Consider the following 18,592-nt stretch of genomic DNA (forward strand, 5'->3'; position numbering starts at 1 on the left):
AAAACATGATGATCGACTCTTCTTTACAGGTTTTGACGGAGCCCTGTTGTTTAAAACAGGGTTTATACTTTGTTCAGAGCAGAAAAAAATTGAGGGGAAATGGTATAATGCGTATAGTTATTAGTGGAGGCGGAACAGGCGGGCATATTTATCCTGCTCTAGCTTTTATTAAAGAAGTGAAAAGACTGCATCCTGATGTGGAATTTTTATATATTGGCACTGAGAATGGGCTTGAAAAGAAAATTGTAGAAAGAGAAAATATCCCTTTTAAATCAATTGAAATTTCAGGTTTTAAAAGAAAGCTATCCTTTGATAATGTAAAAACAGTGATGAGGTTTCTAAAGGGCGTCCAAAAAAGTAAATCTTATTTAAAAGAATTTAAGCCGGATGCTGTTATTGGAACAGGTGGTTATGTGTGTGGTCCTGTTGTTTATGCTGCGTCTAAGCTAAAAATCCCGACGATCATTCACGAACAAAATAGCCTGCCAGGTATCACAAATAAGTTTCTGGCACGATATGTGAATAAAGTAGCCATCTGTTTTGAAGAAGCAAAGGAACACTTTCCTTCAGAAAAGGTTGTTTTTACGGGAAACCCAAGAGCCTCTGAAGTCGTCTCTATTAAAGAGGGAAAATCTCTTAAAGAGTTTGGGCTGGATGAGAAGAAAAAAACGGTTCTCATTTTTGGCGGGAGCAGAGGTGCAGCTCCAATCAATCGAGCAGTGATTGACATGCAAGATGAATTAAAGGCAAAGAACTATCAGCTTTTATATATTACAGGTGAGGTTCATTATGAAAAAGTGCTGAACGAATTAAAAGAAAAAGGTGAAGCACCGAATATGATCACAAAGCCTTTCTTGCATCAAATGCCGGAGTATTTAAAATCAATTGATGTCATTGTTGCAAGAGCGGGAGCCACAACGATTGCTGAAGTGACGGCACTTGGAATTCCGACAATCTTCATTCCAAGTCCATACGTGACCGCAAATCATCAAGAAATTAACGCTAGATCACTTGAAAAACATGATGCTGCGATCGTTTTAAGAGAATCAGAGCTTTCTGGAGATCGCTTGCTTCATGCAATTGATGAAATTGCTGGTAATGACGAGAAACTACATCAAATGAGCCGTTTAACAAAAGAACTCGGAGTACCAGATGCGGCCACACGTTTATATAATGTGTTAAAAGAAATTACGACTTCATGATGAATGATATGAGGTAAGGCGGAGGGTAATATGGAGAACTTGAAGAATGAATTATTAGAAGCGCAAGTTGGTAAAGTACTTGAAAATGAACCGCTTGCAAATCATACGACAATGAAAATAGGCGGACCGGCCGATCTATTAGTCATCCCTAAAGATGTCGATGCTGTCAAAACAATTATGGATCAGGTGAAAAAACATGATACTCAATGGACGGTCATTGGGAGAGGATCCAATTTACTTGTCCTTGATAAAGGAATTCGCGGGGTCGTTTTAAAGCTGGGCGCTGGGCTTGATCACTTAACTGTCAATGATGAAGAGATTACAGTTGGCGGAGGCTATTCAGTTGTAAGACTCGCTACGTCTCTTAGTAAGCAGGGGCTGTCAGGATTGGAATTCGCAGCTGGTATTCCAGGTTCTATTGGTGGCGCTGTTTATATGAACGCAGGGGCACATGGATCTGACATCAGCAAGATTCTTGTGAAAGCGAGAGTCTTATTTGAAGATGGAACGATCGAGTGGTTAACTAATGAGCAAATGAACTTTAGCTATCGAACTTCTGTGCTTCAAAAGGAACGCCCTGGAATTGTTCTCGAAGCAGTGTTCAAGCTTAAACAGGACGAACGTGAGAAAATCACAAAGAAAATGCAGCAAAATAAAGATTACCGCAAGGAAACACAACCGTATAATAAACCATGCGCCGGCAGTATTTTCCGAAATCCATTACCTGAATATGCAGGACAGCTTGTAGAAAAGGCGAATTTAAAAGGATATCAGATTGGCGGGGCTAGAATTTCTGATATGCACGGAAACTTTATTGTCAATGCTGGTGGGGCGAAGGCTCAAGATGTGCTCGACTTAATTCAGTACATTCAAAAGAAAATCAAAGATGACTACAATGTAGAGATGCATACAGAAGTAGAAATTATTGGTGAAGCAAATTAAAGGCTACTACTTATGAATGATGGTATCACAGGAAAACAAACGGCATTTTTTCATGCCGTTTGTTTTCTAATCAATATGAGATAAAGAATGATCCAAAGGTGCGGACAAGCAGCTTTGAATGAGGTGAAGAGTATATATGCGGCCTGATCATGAAAATGAAAAGATCGTCAATATAGAAGAGCGAATCCCTAAAATTAAAGAACAAAGGAAGCAGAAAGCGAATCGGAGATTAATCTCTTTTATTTTGCTGTTTTTTATCATGGTTTTAATTATTGTCTATTTGCAAACACCAATCAGTAAAATTTCTTCTTTAACCATTACCGGTAATGAACATGTACCAACAAAACAGCTCGTTAAACTTTCGCAAATTAAAGAAGGCGAGACAGAGTTTTGGAATTTAAATAAAGATATGACAGCAGACCATATAAAGCAAAATAAATTGATTAAAAGTGTCAGTATCAAAAAACATTTCCCTAATAAGGTCAGTATTGCTGTCAAAGAATATGCAAATATTGCGTATCTGCAAAAGGGACATTTTTATTATGAGCTTCTTGAAAACGGGACGGCTTTGCCAGATGAAGTAACGCCAAGTCACGCAGGACCTATTTTTGTCGATTGGGACAATAAAGAGAAATTGAAGCAAACAGTGAGAGCTCTGAATCAACTGCCGGCTTCTATTCAGGAACTAATCTCAGAAGTATATTACGTACCGACTAGCTCCAACCAGTGGCTCGTTAAATTTTATATGAATGATGGAAACACCGTTATTGCATCAATTAAAACATTCGCAGATAAAATGACGACGTACCCTGCCATTGTCAAAGAGCTTTCGTCCTCTGAGAAAGGTACGATTCATATGGAAGTAGCTACGTATTTTGAAGCTTTTAAATCTAAGAAAAAGGAAGATGAACGTTGAGAGGCAAAACCGTCATATTCTCAATTGTAATGCTTGTTCTTGGATTTCTGATTTCTTTTTCATACCAATATACGAAGCAGCATCGAGCAGATGTCAATCGAACAGAACAATGGAAAAAAGAATATTCTTTGAAAAGTCAGCTAACAAAGCAAGAAAAGGCGAATCAAAAACTTGAAAAAGAACTTTATCGTCTTCAATCAAAAGTCCAAGAAACAGAGTTTGGTTTGAAAAATGAAAAAGAGCAGTATTTTAATGTTTTGGAAGATGTTGAGAAATACAGAATGTTTACAGGAGAAATAGGTGTAAAAGGGAAAGGGGTAAAAGTATCTCTTGAAGATGCATCTTATATCCCGAGTGGACAAAATGTCAATAATTACATTGTGCATGAGAGCCACATTTTCCATGTGATAAACGAACTATTTATATCAGGGGCATCTGCTGTAGCTATAAACGGACAAAGAATCACACACCAATCATACATACATTGTAACGGTCCAGTCGTCACGGTTGATGGTGTTCAACATCCAGCACCATTTGTCATTTCTGCTATTGGAGATCCAGCTGTTTTAATTCCTGCATTAAACATTGCAGGCGGGGTGGTTGATCAGCTGACAAGTGATCATATTTCCATGACGATTGAAAAGAAGGAAATTCGTATGAATCCTCTTCTAAGAAACAAAGATTAAATGTGAAAAGGTGAGTGGTGTTGAGGAAAAAGAAGCCATTACTTAGTTTGACAGTCCTGATGGTCATATTTGGCATCATGGTCTCCATCCAGTTTAACTCTCTACAAAAGCCTAAAGTTCGCGATACTCGAGACGTTTGGGAATTAAGAGAGGATTTATCTGCATCTAAAAGTAAAGAACTGGATTTATTAAAAGAAATTGATAAATATGATGAAATGCTAAAAAAGTATGGCAACCAAGAAGATCAATCAAAAGAAGCACAATTAACAAAAACGTTGAAGGATTTGAAAGAAAAGGCTGGTTTTACAGAGGTAACGGGTGAAGGAGTTGAAATAGAAATTACTCAGCTTTTTTCTAAGGAACTTACCGGAGAAGAAGTCAAAAATATACCACCTGACCTACTGAAAAAATTAATCAACGAAGCCAATATGTTTGGGGCAAAACATATTTCCATTAATGAACACCGGGTGATTAACACCAGTGTTATCCGAGATATTAATGGTACGACGAAAATGGATGGTTACAGCATAGATGGTGATACAGTCACGATTAAGATGGTCAGTGAGCAGGCCGATAAATTATACAGCCGTTTAAATGTATCAGATATTGGCGATTTGTTTGCTCAGGAAAATTTCAGTTTGAGTATTAGACCGCCGAAGAAAAAAATTCATTTAAAAGCATTTGACGGTACAATTCAATTAAATGAATTGAAGCCTCTTGACGATGTAAAGGAGGGAAAATCTTAATGTGGCTTCCTGTACTTGGTTTAATCATAGGAGTTGCGATCGGTTTCTTAACGAATTTTACGATACCGAATGAGTATTCTAACTATCTTTCCCTCGCTGTACTTGCTGCGCTTGATACATTGATTGGTGGAATCAGAGCACATCTGCAAGGGGCATACGATGAACTAGTGTTTGTATCAGGTTTCTTCTTTAATATTATACTCGCAATAAGTTTAGCTTTTCTGGGCGTCCATCTTGGTGTAGACTTGTATTTAGTCGGAATGTTTGCATTCGGTGTTAGATTGTTTCAAAATATCGCCGTTATTCGAAGAATTCTACTAACAAAATGGACAATTTCTAGAGAAAAAAAGAAAAAAAGTGTGTCATAAAAAAGGATATACATATGATGTAACGAATATTTTCAGTAATCCTAATAAAAAATGTTGATTTTTTAAGTTTTGTTACACACTTGTAAAAACACATTCATTGTATTGTTGTTCAGCAAATAATAGAATAGAAAGTATTGATATGTGAGGAGGTGCCATAGAATGAACAACAATGAAATTTACGTCAGCCTTGACATCGGTACATCCAATATAAAAGTCATCGTCGGAGAAATGGCGGATGATTCGCTTAACATTATAGGTGTTGGAAATGTCCCTTCAGAGGGGTTAAAAAAAGGATCGATTGTTGATATAGATGAAACAGTTCATTCTATTAGACAAGCATTTGAACAGGCTGAGAGAATGGTAGGTTTTCCTTTACAAAAGGCGATAGTCGGAATTAACGGAAACCACATTCATATTCAGAATACGAGCGGCGTTGTCGCAGTGTCTAGTGAAAATAAAGAAATACATGCTGAAGATGTGAGACGTGTCTTGGATGCTGCACAGGTAGTATCTATTCCGCAAGAACATCTCGTAGTAGACGTCATTCCGAGACAATTTATCGTCGACGGAAGAGATGAGATCACAGATCCGAAAAAAATGCTAGGTGTACGGCTAGAAGTGGATGGATCGTTAATCACAGGTTCTAAAACGATTCTACATAACTGGCTCCGATGTGTAGAGCGGGCTGGTATTGAAATTATGGATATTTGCTTGCAGCCACTCGCATCGGGTTCAGCAGCGTTATCGAAAGATGAAAAAAATCTAGGGGTAGCTCTTGTCGATATTGGCGGCGGCTCTACTACGATATCCGTATTTGAAAACGGGCATCTCTATTCTACTCACAGTATCCCATTGGGCGGAGAGAACATTACAAAAGATTTGTCTATAGGACTTAGAACTTCCACTGAAGAAGCTGAACGAATCAAAAAGCAATTTGGGCATGCATTCTATGATGAGGCATCGTCTGAGGAGACATTTGAAGTTTCCGTCATCGGTACGGACCAAAAACAGACGTATACACAACTTGAAGCAGCCAATATCATCGAAGCGCGATTGGAAGAGATTCTGCTTTTTGTTGCAGAGGAATTACGCAATATGGGTGTCCATGATTTGCCTGGCGGATTCGTTCTAACAGGTGGACAGGCAGCTATACCAGGTATCCTTTCTCTGGCACAAACGGTCCTACAAAATAATGTAAGAATCGCAAGTCCTAATTATATTGGGGTCAGGGAACCTCAATATATGACAGGAGTGGGCTTGATCCATTTTGCTTATCGCAATGCAAAGATTCAGGGCAGACAGGTTGGATTCCAAATGCCAGATGAAGCATTTCATGAAGTAGGCGCGTCCATGGAGCCGGTTTCTTCTACACCACAAGTAAAAGAAGCTCAGCCAAGACCGAAAGTGAAACAAAAAGCGCAACAAGAGACAAATAAAAAACCGGGCAAAATGAAAAAACTATTTAATATGTTCTGGGAATAGAACTAGATTTTCGACGGATTAGGAGGATTCAGCATGTTGGAGTTTGAAACAAATATAGACGGCCTAGCATCAATTAAAGTAATCGGTGTAGGTGGCGGCGGAAATAATGCTGTCAACCGAATGATTGAAAATGACGTACAGGGTGTCGATTTTATTGCAGTGAATACAGATGCACAGGCGTTAAACTTATCAAAAGCAGAAACAAAAATGCAAATCGGTGCTAAGCTGACAAGAGGGCTTGGAGCAGGTGCGAATCCTGAAGTCGGTAAAAAAGCTGCTGAAGAAAGCAAAGAACAAATTGAAGAAGTCCTAAAAGGCGCTGACATGGTCTTTGTGACAGCCGGTATGGGCGGTGGAACTGGTACGGGTGCTGCACCTGTCATTGCGAAAATCGCAAAAGATTCTGGAGCCTTGACAGTTGGAGTTGTGACTCGTCCTTTCACATTTGAAGGAAGAAAGCGTCAGCTTCAAGCAGTTGAAGGGATTGCTTCTATGAAAGAAGCAGTTGATACGTTAATCGTGATTCCAAACGATCGCCTGCTTGAAATTGTCGATAAAAACACGCCAATGCTTGAAGCATTCCGTGCAGCAGATAACGTGTTAAGACAAGGTGTTCAAGGGATCTCAGATCTCATTGCAACACCAGGTTTAATTAACCTTGACTTTGCTGACGTGAAAACGATCATGTCTAACAAAGGTTCAGCTCTTATGGGAATTGGTGTCGCAACAGGCGAAAACCGTGCTGCTGAAGCAGCGAAAAAAGCCATTTCTTCACCACTTCTTGAAACAGCGATTGATGGAGCACAAGGTGTTATCATGAATATTACTGGTGGTACGAACCTTAGTCTTTATGAGGTACAAGAAGCAGCGGATATTGTTGCATCAGCCTCTGATGAAGATGTCAACATGATCTTTGGATCTGTCATTAATGATAACTTGAAGGATGAAATTGTGGTCACAGTCATCGCAACCGGTTTTATTGAGCAAGAGCCGGAAGTGACAAAACCTCAAAGAAATCCATTAGGACAAGGATTAAAGCAAAATCAATCCATTCCACAAAAGCGTGAAGTAAAACGTGAGGAACATCAGCAAACATCATCACAACCAAGACAAAATACACAGTCAAGTGATGATACATTGGATATCCCAACGTTCTTACGTAACCGCAACAAACGATAAGCAAACACGATTCAACCCCTTCCTTTGGAAGGGGTTTTTTTATGTCGTCATGGTGAGAAGATCCTGCGTCTGATTGATATAAAAGTCTTGTTTTCGCGTGTTATTTGGAACTATTGTATGTGTTTTGGCTTGAGTCTTTTAAGTCAAAAGAATCATTTTTAATTCCCTTTACAAAAAACGACAAAATGTTGAACTTTATTTGACTACATTAATGAGAACACCATGAATCTTGTCATGATCAAAAAGAAGGGGGAGGGGCAGGATACACACTGTTTGACCATTTGAGGAGGAGGGATTTTATTGAAAGTGAAGTTTCGTAAAACCGCCGTCTATCGTTTCATGAGTCTTTTGGTGATTGGTATTTTAACGATGACAAGCTTTGGGATGGTTCAAGCAAAATCGACTTCTACCTCATATCAGGAGGAAGCTGTTTCCTCTAAGACAACAAAAGCCAAGATTTCTTCGAGATTAAAGAAGCAGTTTCAAAAGGAAGATAAGGTGACCTTCTTAGTCAAAATGAAGGAACAAACGAATGTACAAAAAGTAGCAAAAGAAGCTGTATCAAAAGCAAAAAAACAAAAATTAACTGCGGCTAAAACGCAGTACACAAAAAGATCAGCCGTTGTATCTGAGCTGAGAGCAACATCTGATGAAACGCAGCAAGCGCTCCTAGCGTATTTACAAAAGGAAAAAAAGAATAAGCAAGTGAAAGATATTCATTCCTACTATATTGTGAATGGTCTAGCTGTGACGGCAACAAAAGAAGTGATGGAAAAGGTTGCTTCTTTTCCAGAAGTAGCTCAAGTGCTGCCGAATGAAACACGTCAACTTCATCGTCCTGTTGATTTGAAGCATGCTAAGCCAAACAAACAAATCAAAGCAGTAGATGGAGTCGAATGGAATATTGCTCAGGTGCATGCACCTGAAGCGTGGGATTTAGGCTATGACGGGACCGGAACCGTTGTGGCAAGTATTGATACAGGTGTCGAATGGGATCATCCTGCGCTAAAAGAAAAATACCGCGGGTTTGATCCTGCTCGTCCGAACGAACCATCTCATGAACTGAATTGGTATGATGCCACGACAGGCTCTGAAGTCCCTTATGATGACTTGGAGCACGGGACCCATGTGACAGGCACAATGGTTGGTTCGGAGCCAGATGGAAAGAATCAAATTGGGGTCGCACCGGGAGCAGAATGGATTGCAGTGAAAGCTTTTTCAGAAGATGGCGGTACAGATGCTGATCTGTTAGATGCCGGTGAGTGGGTTTTAGCACCGAAAGATCAAAACGGAAATCCTCACCCAGAAAAGGCACCCGATGTTGTGAATAATTCGTGGGGCGGTGGGCCAGGTCTTGATGATTGGTATAAAGATGTAGTGAATGCTTGGAGAGCAGCAGACATCTTTCCAGAATTTTCAGCTGGTAATACCGATTTATTCAATCCAGGCGGCGCGGGTTCGATTGCAAATCCCGCTAACTATCAAGAAGCCTTTGCTACAGGCGCAACAGACCAGGACAACAAGTTAGGGTCTTTCTCCCTTCAGGGTCCTTCTCCATATGGCGTCATGAAACCAGATATTGCTGCTCCGGGAGTAAACATTCGTTCTTCGATCCCGGGAAAAGGATATGAGGATGGATGGAATGGTACATCGATGGCAGGTCCGCATGTCTCAGCTGTTGTTCTTCTTCTTCGCCAAGTGCAATCAGACCTTTCTGTTGATGAAATTCAGCAAATTCTCATTGAGACAGCGAAACCACTGACAGATCAGCAATTTCCTGAATCCCCTAACAACGGCTATGGGGCAGGGTTAGTTGATGCAAGAGAGGCGATTACGGCTTTAACCAATGGCATCGGTACGATTGAAGGTCAGGTGACAAAAGAGGGAGAAGATACAGAACCACCTGTTTTTTCACATAAAGGTCCGAATGAAATTTTTGCTGCAACGCCGACCCCATTGACCATCACTGCAGAAGATGGGATAGCAGTGACAAATGTTTCTTTGACTTACCGAGTAGATCAAGGTGAATGGGAGACGCTGAAAGCCAACCGCACGGATGGGAATCATTTAAAAGGAACCTATACGGTGCAGCTCCCTGAACTTGAGGGGGAAAACGTGACGTACCGATGGATTGTGAAAGATTTTGGAGAAAATGAAGCGGCATCAGATTCTTATACACTTCCAATTAAAACATCCATCACCATTGGCTACTCACAAGATTTTGAAGCATGGCCAAGTGGATGGTTCAGTGGTGGAACAAAAGATCCGTGGCAGTGGGGAAAACCGTCCACAGGTCCAAAACAAGCATTTAGCGGGGAACATGTCTATGCCACCAATTTAGACAGTCCTTATGAAAATAAAACGGACGCCAATTTGTCTATGCCGCTCATTGCTGTACCAGATTCAGGTTCTTCCTACCTGCAATATCAATACTGGCATGATCTCGAAGCCAATTATGATTATGTACATGTCTATGTACAGCCAGAGGGTGAAGACGCTGTTCAAGCGACAGCTTATACGGGGAAAACAAATGCGTGGACAGCAGGCGAAGTTGATTTATCTGCTTATAAAGGTCAAAAAGTGAGAGTCCTGTTTCAGATAAGAACAGATGGCAGTGTCACAAAAGATGGCTTTTATTTAGATCATGTGAAAATCACAGATGAGGCTTTGTCTCAACAAGCCAAGAACCAGCTAGGTGTAATCAAAAAAGAAAAATCCACAAGCCAGAATAAGAAATCAGTTGATCCAAAAAAGGCAAAGCCTGCTAAAGTAAAAAATAAACATGTACACATTCAAAAGCAAAACAGTCATGATGCTCCGTCTATTCAAGCTCTTCCAATGAGAGCGCAAATCAGTGTTCTAGAAAGCGGAAAATCAACTTCCACCGATGAAGCGACAGGGAAATATCAGCTGTCTCAAGGAGCAGGAGAATGGACAGTGAAAGCGGAAGCTTACGGCTTTGAATCACGGTCCCAAAAAGTCAAAGTGGCATCAAAAGAAACAGCAGAAGCGAATTTCTCCTTACAGCCGCTAGAGAAACGAACGATCTCCGGCACGGTCGTCAATGAAACAACTGGTGAAAAGGTGAAGAATGCAACTGTTTATCTTGTGGAGGACGCAAAAATTGAGCCGGTGAAAACAGATGAATCCGGTGAATTTTCTCTAGAGGCATTAAGTGGTGTCTATACAGTCAAAATTTTTGCAAAGGGGTTTAAAGGCTATACGTTTACAGCGGATGTGACGGAAAAGCCACTTGAAAAGTCAGTGAAACTTGAGCCTTTTATCGGTTTTCCGGGAGAGATTGGCTACGATGATGGAACGGCTGAAAATGCACGTGCTTTCTACGATCCTGGCAATGGCTGGGCTGTGAAGTTTTCATTAGAAAAAGGAAAGAAACAAGCACAAGTCACAGGTGGTCTTTTCCGGTTTTGGACATCAGAATGGCCAGCGCCTGGAGGCGATGAATTTGCTGTAGAAGTATATGATGCTTCTGGGAAGGGTGGCGCACCAGGTGAGAAAATCGCAGGACCTTTAAAAGCAAATGCGCTGCGTAATGGTGAATGGACAAAAGTAGATTTAGAAGATCAAGCCATTACAGTGGATGGCGATTTCTATCTTGTTTATATTCAAACAAAAAAGAATACCGAATCTCCGGGACTTGCCACAGATGAAGATGGCCCTAATGCTGAAAGAAGCTGGCAGCTGACGAGCGGTGCTTTTTCTCCTTCTCCGAAAGAAGAGGGGAATTATATGATTCGTGCGCTCGTAAACTATGAAGCAGATGTACCAGAAATCACTTCTCCAAAGGCTGGAACCATTACAAATCAAGGTGAATTGACGATTGAAGGCACGGCCTCTCCGGGTCTCGATGTGGCCATTTATCAGAATGATGAAGAGGTGGCCAACGTCAAATCAGATGAGTCGGGTACTTTCAAAGAAAATGTATCTGTTCCAAGTGGAGAGCATGTCTTCACGGCGGCGACTGTAACGGATAAAGGCACAACAAAACATTCCAAGCCAGTCAAGGTGATCATCGATCAAACAGCACCGACATTGACCATTGATACACCGAAAAAAGGCGACAAGTCTAATAGAGAATCACTCACGGTAGAAGGGAAAGTAGCGGATGATTATCTAGATCAAGTCACAGTTAATGGAAAAAAAGCGACCGTAAAGGATGGGGCATATTCTGCAAGGGTGCTGCTTGAGAACGGGAAAAATATAATCAAAGTGACAGCAAAAGATGCGGCTGGAAACAAAACGACTAAAAAGGTCGACATCGATGTACAATATGATGCACCTGTCATTTCTGAATTAACGCCAAAAGACAATATGAATCTATCATCAGGTGAATCGGTTAAGATTTCATTTAAAAGCAGGGAAAAGCTAGATGCCACCTTTGTTCTTCATATGCCGCTGACAAATGCTAGATCAAAACTTCAAAACACAACCGAACTGCCGATTCGTGAAGTAGCACCGGGAACGTATGAAGGCTACTGGACGGCGACATCTATTGCAAAAGCAAAAGGTGCAGTGATTGAAGTCATTGTCAAAGATGATTATGGAAATGTCACAAGACAGAAGGCAGAAGGAACACTCACCATCAATGAGAAAGAATGATAGCGAAAAAGACACGACTCTTCGGAGCGTGTCTTTTTTTGTGCAATTGATAGAGGAGACACTTGTCCAACAAATCATTCTGATGTTCTTTCTGTTTCATACGTCGACAAAAACGATAACAATCCACCAAAAGTTCTCTATCATCCCCTACAAGAATTGACAGACTTCCATCCGATGACTGTTTTATACTGGTACAAACAAGTGCAAGTACTGCTTTTGATTCTTTGTTTCAGATGAAAGGAGCAGAAGGTGGTCATTTATTTAGATGTCATTTGGCTGTTAAACTTTTGTTTTGATCTATTGCTGCTCTTACTCACGGCATTTATTCTCAAACGACAAGTGAAAAAAAGGCGATATATGTTAGGAGCTCTCATTGGATCGAGCATTGTTCTCTTGCTCTTTACGCCATTTGCAATGATTGTGTCGCACCCTTTAGGCAAACTGCTTTTTTCTGTCTTGATCGTGCTTGGAACCTTTGGCTTTCAAAGATTTCGTTCCTTTTTTCAAAACCTGTTTGCTTTTTACTTTGTCACATTTTTGATGGGAGGGGGCATGATCGGGGTTCATTCGTTTTTGCAGACAAATACAGTCATTCAAGATGGACTGCTTATTTCACAAAATGATGGATTTGGTGATCCCATTAGCTGGCTTTTTGTTCTCACTGGCTTTCCGGCCATTTGGCTGTTTTCAAAGAAACGATTAGGAGAGGTTGGTGCGAAAAAAAGACAATATGACGAACAAGTACTTGTGGAGATACACATTCAAGGAGAAACGATCCGCTTAAATGGTCTGGTCGATTCTGGAAATCAGCTGTATGATCCATTGACGAAAACACCTGTCATGATCGTCCAGCTCGATCAGCTCACATCTATTTTCGGAGAGCCATTTATAGAAAAAATGAAACAGTTTCATCCTGTTGAAGTGATGCAAAAGCTCGATGACCATTTTCCGCTGCTTGATCGTTTAAGACTCGTTCCGTATCGCGCAGTCGGTCATGATCACGGGTTTCTACTATGCTTTAAACCAGATACGGTCGTTCTTTATACAAAAACGCATATGATCCAGCCAGCGAAGTGTTTTGTTGGGATGAGTCTAAGTGGATTATCAGCAGATCAGGAATTTCAATCCATCATTCATCCAGAGATGTTAGACGGAAAAATGATACAAGGGGTGTCGTAGTTTTTTTGTGATGTCTTTTATCTTACGAAGTCAACTGGACATTTAGAAGGGAGAAGAAGATGAAAAAATTAAAATTTAAACTCACTTACTACTGGTATAAACTCCTCATGAAGCTAGGGCTAAAGAGTGATGAGATTTATTATATTGGTGGAAGTGAGGCACTGCCTCCGCCATTATCAAAGGATGAAGAACAAGAATTGCTCGTTAAATTACCAAAAGGGGATCAAACAGCAAGAGCCATTTTGATCGAAAGAAACTTGCGATTGGTCGTTTATATCGCAAGAAAATTTGAAAACACAGGCATTAACATTGAGGATTTGATTAGTATCGGAACGATAGGCCTCATCAAGGCAGTAAATACGTTTAATCCAGAAAAAAAGATCAAACTGGCCACATACGCGTCTAGGTGTATTGAAAATGAGATTTTGATGTATTTGCGCCGAAATAATAAAATCCGTTCAGAAGTATCGTTTGATGAGCCGCTTAACATCGACTGGGACGGCAATGAATTGCTTTTATCAGATGTACTTGGGACAGATGATGATATTATCACCCGCGATATTGAAGCAAATGTCGATAAAAAATTACTGAAAAAAGCGTTAGAACAATTAAACGATCGTGAAAAACAGATCATGGAACTGAGATTCGGTTTAGTTGGTGGTGAAGAAAAGACACAAAAAGATGTTGCCGACATGCTTGGTATTTCTCAGTCCTATATTTCAAGGCTCGAAAAAAGAATTATTAAACGATTGCAAAAAGAATTTAATAAGATGGTCTAAAAAAAATTTTTTGAAAGCTTTATCCCTGTACTGTCAAAGGGATCACCATTTTTTCACATCATTCTCGTCATAGACCGTGCATATTTTTCCATCCCACGGAGATACTGAACTTTGTACAACAGCTCCTGTAGGGAGGGAAAAAAGTGTCCAGAAATAAAGTGGAAATCTGCGGAGTCGACACCTCCAAACTGCCTGTTCTGAAAAACGACGAGATGAGAAAATTATTCAGACAGTTGCAAGATGAAGGTGACGATACAGCAAGAGAAAAGCTAGTCAATGGCAATTTGCGGTTGGTTTTAAGTGTGATTCAGCGTTTTAACAACAGAGGCGAGTATGTTGATGATCTCTTCCAAGTAGGCTGTATCGGATTAATGAAATCAATTGATAATTTTGATTTAAGCCACAATGTCAGATTTTCAACTTATGCGGTCCCTATGATCATAGGAGAAATCCGTCGATACTTGCGCGATAACAACCCCATACGGGTGTCTCGTTCACTAAGAGATATTGCCTATAAGGCGCTTCAAGTCCGTGAGAGACTGATTAGTGAGACAAGCAAGGAACCAACGGCAGAAGACATTGCCAAAGTGTTAGAAGTCCCTCATGAGGAAATTGTTTTTGCCCTAGATGCCATTCAAGATCCTGTTTCTTTGTTTGAACCGATTTATAATGACGGAGGAGATCCGATTTATGTGATGGATCAAATTAGTGATGAACGGAACAAAGATACACAATGGGTAGAAGAATTGGCCTTAAAAGAGGGAATGCGCAGATTGAATGATCGAGAAAAAATGATCCTTCGCAAACGCTTCTTCCAAGGCAAAACACAAATGGAAGTGGCAGAAGAAATCGGCATTTCTCAAGCACAAGTATCAAGGCTTGAAAAAGCAGCAATCAAACAAATGAATAAAAATATTTTTTAAAGCCGCCGCTGATGTGCGGCTTTTTTCATTCTTTTTAGAGAACCCATCTGTAGTATTGACTCTGTTATTTTTTTCATTTAATCTGTTTTTAACAAATGTTATTTGAAATATCATTTGTGAGGGAATAGAGAAGCGGAAAGAAGGGTTATTATGACATTCCATGATGAAAGAAGGCTGCTCATTAAGGTTGCGCATATGTACTATGAAGAAGGCGCCACTCAATCTAAAATTGCAGAAGCTGTTGGGGTTAGCCGTTCGCTCATATCGAAATATTTGGCAAAAGCACGTGAAGCAGGAATCGTGGAAATCATTATTCATGATGAAGTGAATCAACAATATGGTTCGTTAGAAAGAAAAATAGAGCGAAAATACGGGCTGCGAGAAGTCGTGTGTGTGGAATCTCTCAGTCAAGAAACAACAAAAAGTCGAATAGGAGCTGCGGCTGCGGGCTTTTTATTAAAAGTCATGAAGGATGGACAAGTCATCGGTTTTTCATCAGGGACAACCTTGCATGAAATGACGAAAGCGCTTACGTCTGTTCAGCATTTTCCGTCTGTGACATTTGTTCCGCTAGTCGGAGGCGTCGGAAATGAAGATGTTGATATTCATGCCAACTATATTATTGGAAGATGCTCAGAAGCACTCAAATCCAAATGTGAGTTTTTACATGTGCCTGTCATGCTTGATACGAAAGAAGCGAAAGATGTACTCATTAGACAGCCGTCGATCAAAAAAGTCATTGAATTAGGAGAATCATCAAATATCGCGGTCGTAGGAATAGGCGGTGTTCCGCAACATTCAACGATGGTGAAATCCTATATGACAAGTGGTGAGGAAGATATCCTGCAAGCGAAAGATGTCGCGGGTGACATTTGTTATAACTTTATTGATCATACAGGTGAAGTGTATCCGCATCCGTGGAACGACCGGGTGATGGGGATCAGTCCTCAAAAACTGAAAGAGATCCCGCTTGTAATTGGTGTCGCTGGAGGAGAAGAAAAAATTGAAGCGATCAGGGCGGCGTTAGAAGGTGGATTAATTCATGTGTTAATTACTGATGAACAAACCGGAGATGCCCTATTAAAGTAACTACCTAAGCCGATTAGGTAGTTTTTTTGAGTCTTTAGACTCAAAAAGATTGAAAATTTTATCGATTTTATCTTGACACAAAGTTGACACATCATATAAACTAAGTTCATAACAAATGATAAATAAAATAACAAATGTTACAAGAAACAGATTTTTGTTAATTTTTATAACATTTGTTAAAAGTTTCAGATTATTTTTCTAGCAATCTATTGTGAAGCAAGAAAACCTGAAAGGATGATTTAGATGTCAATTTATCAACAATTGTTAGCACGAGAACGCAGCGGAGATCCAATCAAAGTTGGGATTATCGGGGCAGGCCAAATGGGCTTTGGACTCATTTCACAAATTTCTAAAATTCCAGGTATGATTGTCGCAGGTGTTTGTGATATTCATCTTAGTGCAGCTGAGAAAGCAGCGAATTTTTACAAGCAACATGCGAAACCACATCAAATGGTCGTCACAAATGATTACAGAGAAGTGATTCAATCAGATTCTGTGGAAGTCGTTGTGGATGCAACAGGTGTTCCAGAGGTCGGAGCAAACATTTCTTTGGAAGCGCTTAATTCAAAAAAACATCTCGTTCTTTTAAATGTAGAAGTCGATATTACGATCGGCTTGGTCATGCATAAATTATTCACGAATGCAGGACTTGTTTACTCTGGATCAGCTGGAGATGAACCAGCAGCAACGCTAGAACTATATGAATTTGCAAAAACAATGGGGCTTGAAGTATTGGTTGCTGGGAAAGGTAAGAACAACCCATTCTTCCCAGAAGCAAACCCAGATACGTGTAAAGCTGAAGCAGATAGTAAACATATGAGTGCCCACATGCTGGCAGCATTCCAAGACGGAACAAAAACGATGGCAGAAATGAACCTATTAAGTAACGCAACAGGACTTTTGCCTGATAAAGTCGGCATGCATGGAGTAGAAGCGAATTTAGAAAATGTAGCAGATAAATTAAATCAAAAACAGCAAGGCGGCGTACTGGATAACTTCGGAGTCGTTGAATATGTAAACGGACTGGCACCAGGTGTCTTTGTCATCGTCAAGAGTGATCTTGAGCCAGTAGATGAAGAACTTCGCTACTTAAAAGTTGGAAAAGGTCCTCACTACACACTGTATCGTCCTTTCCACTTAGCAAGTCTTGAAACACCAGTGACGATCGCAAAAGCAGTCTTACAACATGATTCTTCAATCCATCCAATTGGTGTACCAGTATCAGAAACTGTCGCTGTGGCGAAAAGAGATATTAAAGCAGGAGAAACACTTGATGGTATTGGCGGATACTCCGTAAGAGGTGTACTTGAAACACATCAAGACATGAAATCGAACGGCCACATCCCAATTGGCTTAATCAGCGGAAAAGTGGTAGCGAAAAAAGATATCAAATTGGGGCAATTCCTATCTCATGATGATGTAGAACTTGATGCAAGCACAACGGTCTGGAAGCTACGTTCATTACAAGATCACTTATTTCAATCATAAGGACGTGAGGCTATGGAAAAATTAGCAATCGTACTTTGTATCATTCTGATTGTGCAGTATGGTTTATCGTTTATTCAAATCAAGTACTACCGCAAGAGCATGGATTCACTGATTGACGACTATAAAGGGAAACAAGGCTATCACTTGTTTTCAGGAATGGAGCGGCGCAAATTTGGTCCTGGAGCCATTGCGCTCATCATTGTCGATGAATCATACATCATTCAAAAGTGTCATGTGCTGGGCGGCGTCTCGATTTTGTCTAAATTTAAGGAACTGCCTTCCTATGAAGGGAAACATGTGGGGGCTGTGCTTGATGAGCATCACATGATGAAACAAACATTGAAAAAGCGCAAAAGGGGACCAGCTGTCATGCAAGCACTCTCCATGGCAGCGGAGCAGGCGCTTGTCTCAATTTCTAAAAAAAATATAACAAATGTGAACTAAGAAAGGGGAGATGAAACATGGAATGGATTCAATGGTTTGGAGAGCACTTTATCGGGATGTTTGAAGCCGGCGGAAAGCAGTTCATGGGTCTTGTTACAGGTATCGTTCCAACGCTTGTTGTGTTACTTACTTTCACTTATGCTGTCATGAAGTTTATTGGAGAAGAGCGAGTGAATAGAGCGATTCAGTTTGCAGCGAAATATACCATTTTGCGTTATACGTTAATGCCGATCTTATCCGTTCTTATTTTGACAAACCCAATGGCTTATACGTTTGGCCGCTTCTTACCTGAAAAACAAAAACCAGCATTCTATGATTCAGCTGTTTCATTTGTTCATCCGGTAACATCACTGTTCCCGTATGCCAACGCAGGAGAACTGTTTGTCTACTTAGGAATTGCGAACGGGATTAAAGAAGCTGGATACTCTATGTCAGAGCTGGCTGTTCGTTACTTCTTAGTCGGGATCGTTGTCATTTTACTTCGCGGAATCATTACGGAATGGATCACAAAGTACTTAGCAGGAAAAATGAAAGCGAATTCACAATAGG

At 40.4% G+C, this 18,592-nt stretch carries 16 protein-coding genes; all 16 read left to right on the top strand.

Going from position 1 to position 18,592, the window contains the following annotated elements; genetic code table 11:
- Positions 1-107 precede the first annotated feature (107 nt).
- The 16 genes from murG (at position 108) to ACNO7B_RS07465 (ending at position 18,591) form a co-directional block, all read left to right on the top strand.
- Positions 108-1,202 (top strand): undecaprenyldiphospho-muramoylpentapeptide beta-N-acetylglucosaminyltransferase, encoded by a 1,095-nt coding sequence (gene murG, locus ACNO7B_RS07390; RefSeq protein WP_024720309.1) that lies wholly within the window; start codon positions 108-110, stop codon positions 1,200-1,202.
- A 30-nt stretch (positions 1,203-1,232) separates the two neighbouring features.
- Complete coding sequence (gene murB, locus ACNO7B_RS07395; RefSeq protein ID WP_007499764.1) at positions 1,233-2,144, top strand: UDP-N-acetylmuramate dehydrogenase; 912 nt, start codon at positions 1,233-1,235, stop codon at positions 2,142-2,144.
- 136 nt (positions 2,145-2,280) lie between these two features.
- On the top strand, positions 2,281-3,060 hold the full coding sequence (locus tag ACNO7B_RS07400) for a cell division protein FtsQ/DivIB (RefSeq protein WP_017359362.1): 780 nt from the start codon (positions 2,281-2,283) through the stop codon (positions 3,058-3,060).
- Positions 3,057-3,746 carry a DUF881 domain-containing protein gene (locus tag ACNO7B_RS07405; RefSeq protein ID WP_410684657.1) on the top strand — a complete coding sequence of 230 codons (690 nt, stop codon included), beginning with the start codon at positions 3,057-3,059 and terminating at the stop codon, positions 3,744-3,746. The genes ACNO7B_RS07400 and ACNO7B_RS07405 overlap by 4 nt, the downstream gene beginning before the upstream one ends.
- Positions 3,747-3,766: 20 nt before the next feature.
- Positions 3,767-4,492: a DUF881 domain-containing protein gene (locus ACNO7B_RS07410; protein ID WP_007499758.1), complete on the top strand. Its 726-nt coding sequence runs from the start codon at positions 3,767-3,769 to the stop codon at positions 4,490-4,492.
- A complete protein-coding gene (locus tag ACNO7B_RS07415) occupies positions 4,492-4,860 on the top strand; it encodes a small basic family protein (protein ID WP_410684656.1) in 369 nt (122 codons plus the stop codon). Before ACNO7B_RS07410 ends, ACNO7B_RS07415 begins: the two co-directional genes overlap by 1 nt.
- 159 nt (positions 4,861-5,019) lie before the next feature.
- Positions 5,020-6,342: a cell division protein FtsA gene (gene ftsA, locus ACNO7B_RS07420; RefSeq protein ID WP_007499754.1), complete on the top strand. Its 1,323-nt coding sequence runs from the start codon at positions 5,020-5,022 to the stop codon at positions 6,340-6,342.
- A gap of 33 nt (positions 6,343-6,375) precedes the next feature.
- Positions 6,376-7,521: a cell division protein FtsZ gene (ftsZ, locus tag ACNO7B_RS07425; protein ID WP_007499752.1), complete on the top strand. Its 1,146-nt coding sequence runs from the start codon at positions 6,376-6,378 to the stop codon at positions 7,519-7,521.
- A gap of 300 nt (positions 7,522-7,821) precedes the next feature.
- Positions 7,822-12,141, top strand: a complete 4,320-nt coding sequence (locus ACNO7B_RS07430; protein WP_417901361.1) for a S8 family serine peptidase — start codon at positions 7,822-7,824, stop codon at positions 12,139-12,141.
- Between the two features lie 249 nt (positions 12,142-12,390).
- On the top strand, positions 12,391-13,320 hold the full coding sequence (spoIIGA, locus tag ACNO7B_RS07435; protein WP_017367198.1) for a sigma-E processing peptidase SpoIIGA: 930 nt from the start codon (positions 12,391-12,393) through the stop codon (positions 13,318-13,320).
- A 59-nt stretch (positions 13,321-13,379) separates the two neighbouring features.
- On the top strand, positions 13,380-14,099 hold the full coding sequence (gene sigE / locus ACNO7B_RS07440) for an RNA polymerase sporulation sigma factor SigE (protein ID WP_007499746.1): 720 nt from the start codon (positions 13,380-13,382) through the stop codon (positions 14,097-14,099).
- Positions 14,100-14,242: 143 nt separating this feature from the next.
- A complete protein-coding gene (gene sigG / locus ACNO7B_RS07445) occupies positions 14,243-15,022 on the top strand; it encodes an RNA polymerase sporulation sigma factor SigG (RefSeq protein ID WP_003211879.1) in 780 nt (259 codons plus the stop codon).
- A 150-nt stretch (positions 15,023-15,172) separates the two neighbouring features.
- Positions 15,173-16,111, top strand: coding sequence for a sugar-binding transcriptional regulator (locus ACNO7B_RS07450; RefSeq protein ID WP_335358289.1), 939 nt, complete (start codon positions 15,173-15,175; stop codon positions 16,109-16,111).
- 243 nt (positions 16,112-16,354) lie between these two features.
- Positions 16,355-17,599 (top strand): NAD(P)H-dependent oxidoreductase, encoded by a 1,245-nt coding sequence (locus tag ACNO7B_RS07455; RefSeq protein ID WP_048002850.1) that lies wholly within the window; start codon positions 16,355-16,357, stop codon positions 17,597-17,599.
- Between the two features lie 12 nt (positions 17,600-17,611).
- Complete coding sequence (locus ACNO7B_RS07460) at positions 17,612-18,043, top strand: transcriptional regulator GutM (protein WP_008354650.1); 432 nt, start codon at positions 17,612-17,614, stop codon at positions 18,041-18,043.
- A gap of 17 nt (positions 18,044-18,060) precedes the next feature.
- Positions 18,061-18,591: a PTS glucitol/sorbitol transporter subunit IIC gene (locus tag ACNO7B_RS07465; RefSeq protein WP_003210918.1), complete on the top strand. Its 531-nt coding sequence runs from the start codon at positions 18,061-18,063 to the stop codon at positions 18,589-18,591.
- The last annotated feature ends 1 nt before the right edge of the window (position 18,592 follow it).

The organism is Bacillus sp. AK25, from assembly GCF_048270685.1.
Taxonomy (GTDB): Bacteria; Bacillota; Bacilli; order Bacillales; family Bacillaceae; genus Bacillus; species Bacillus altitudinis.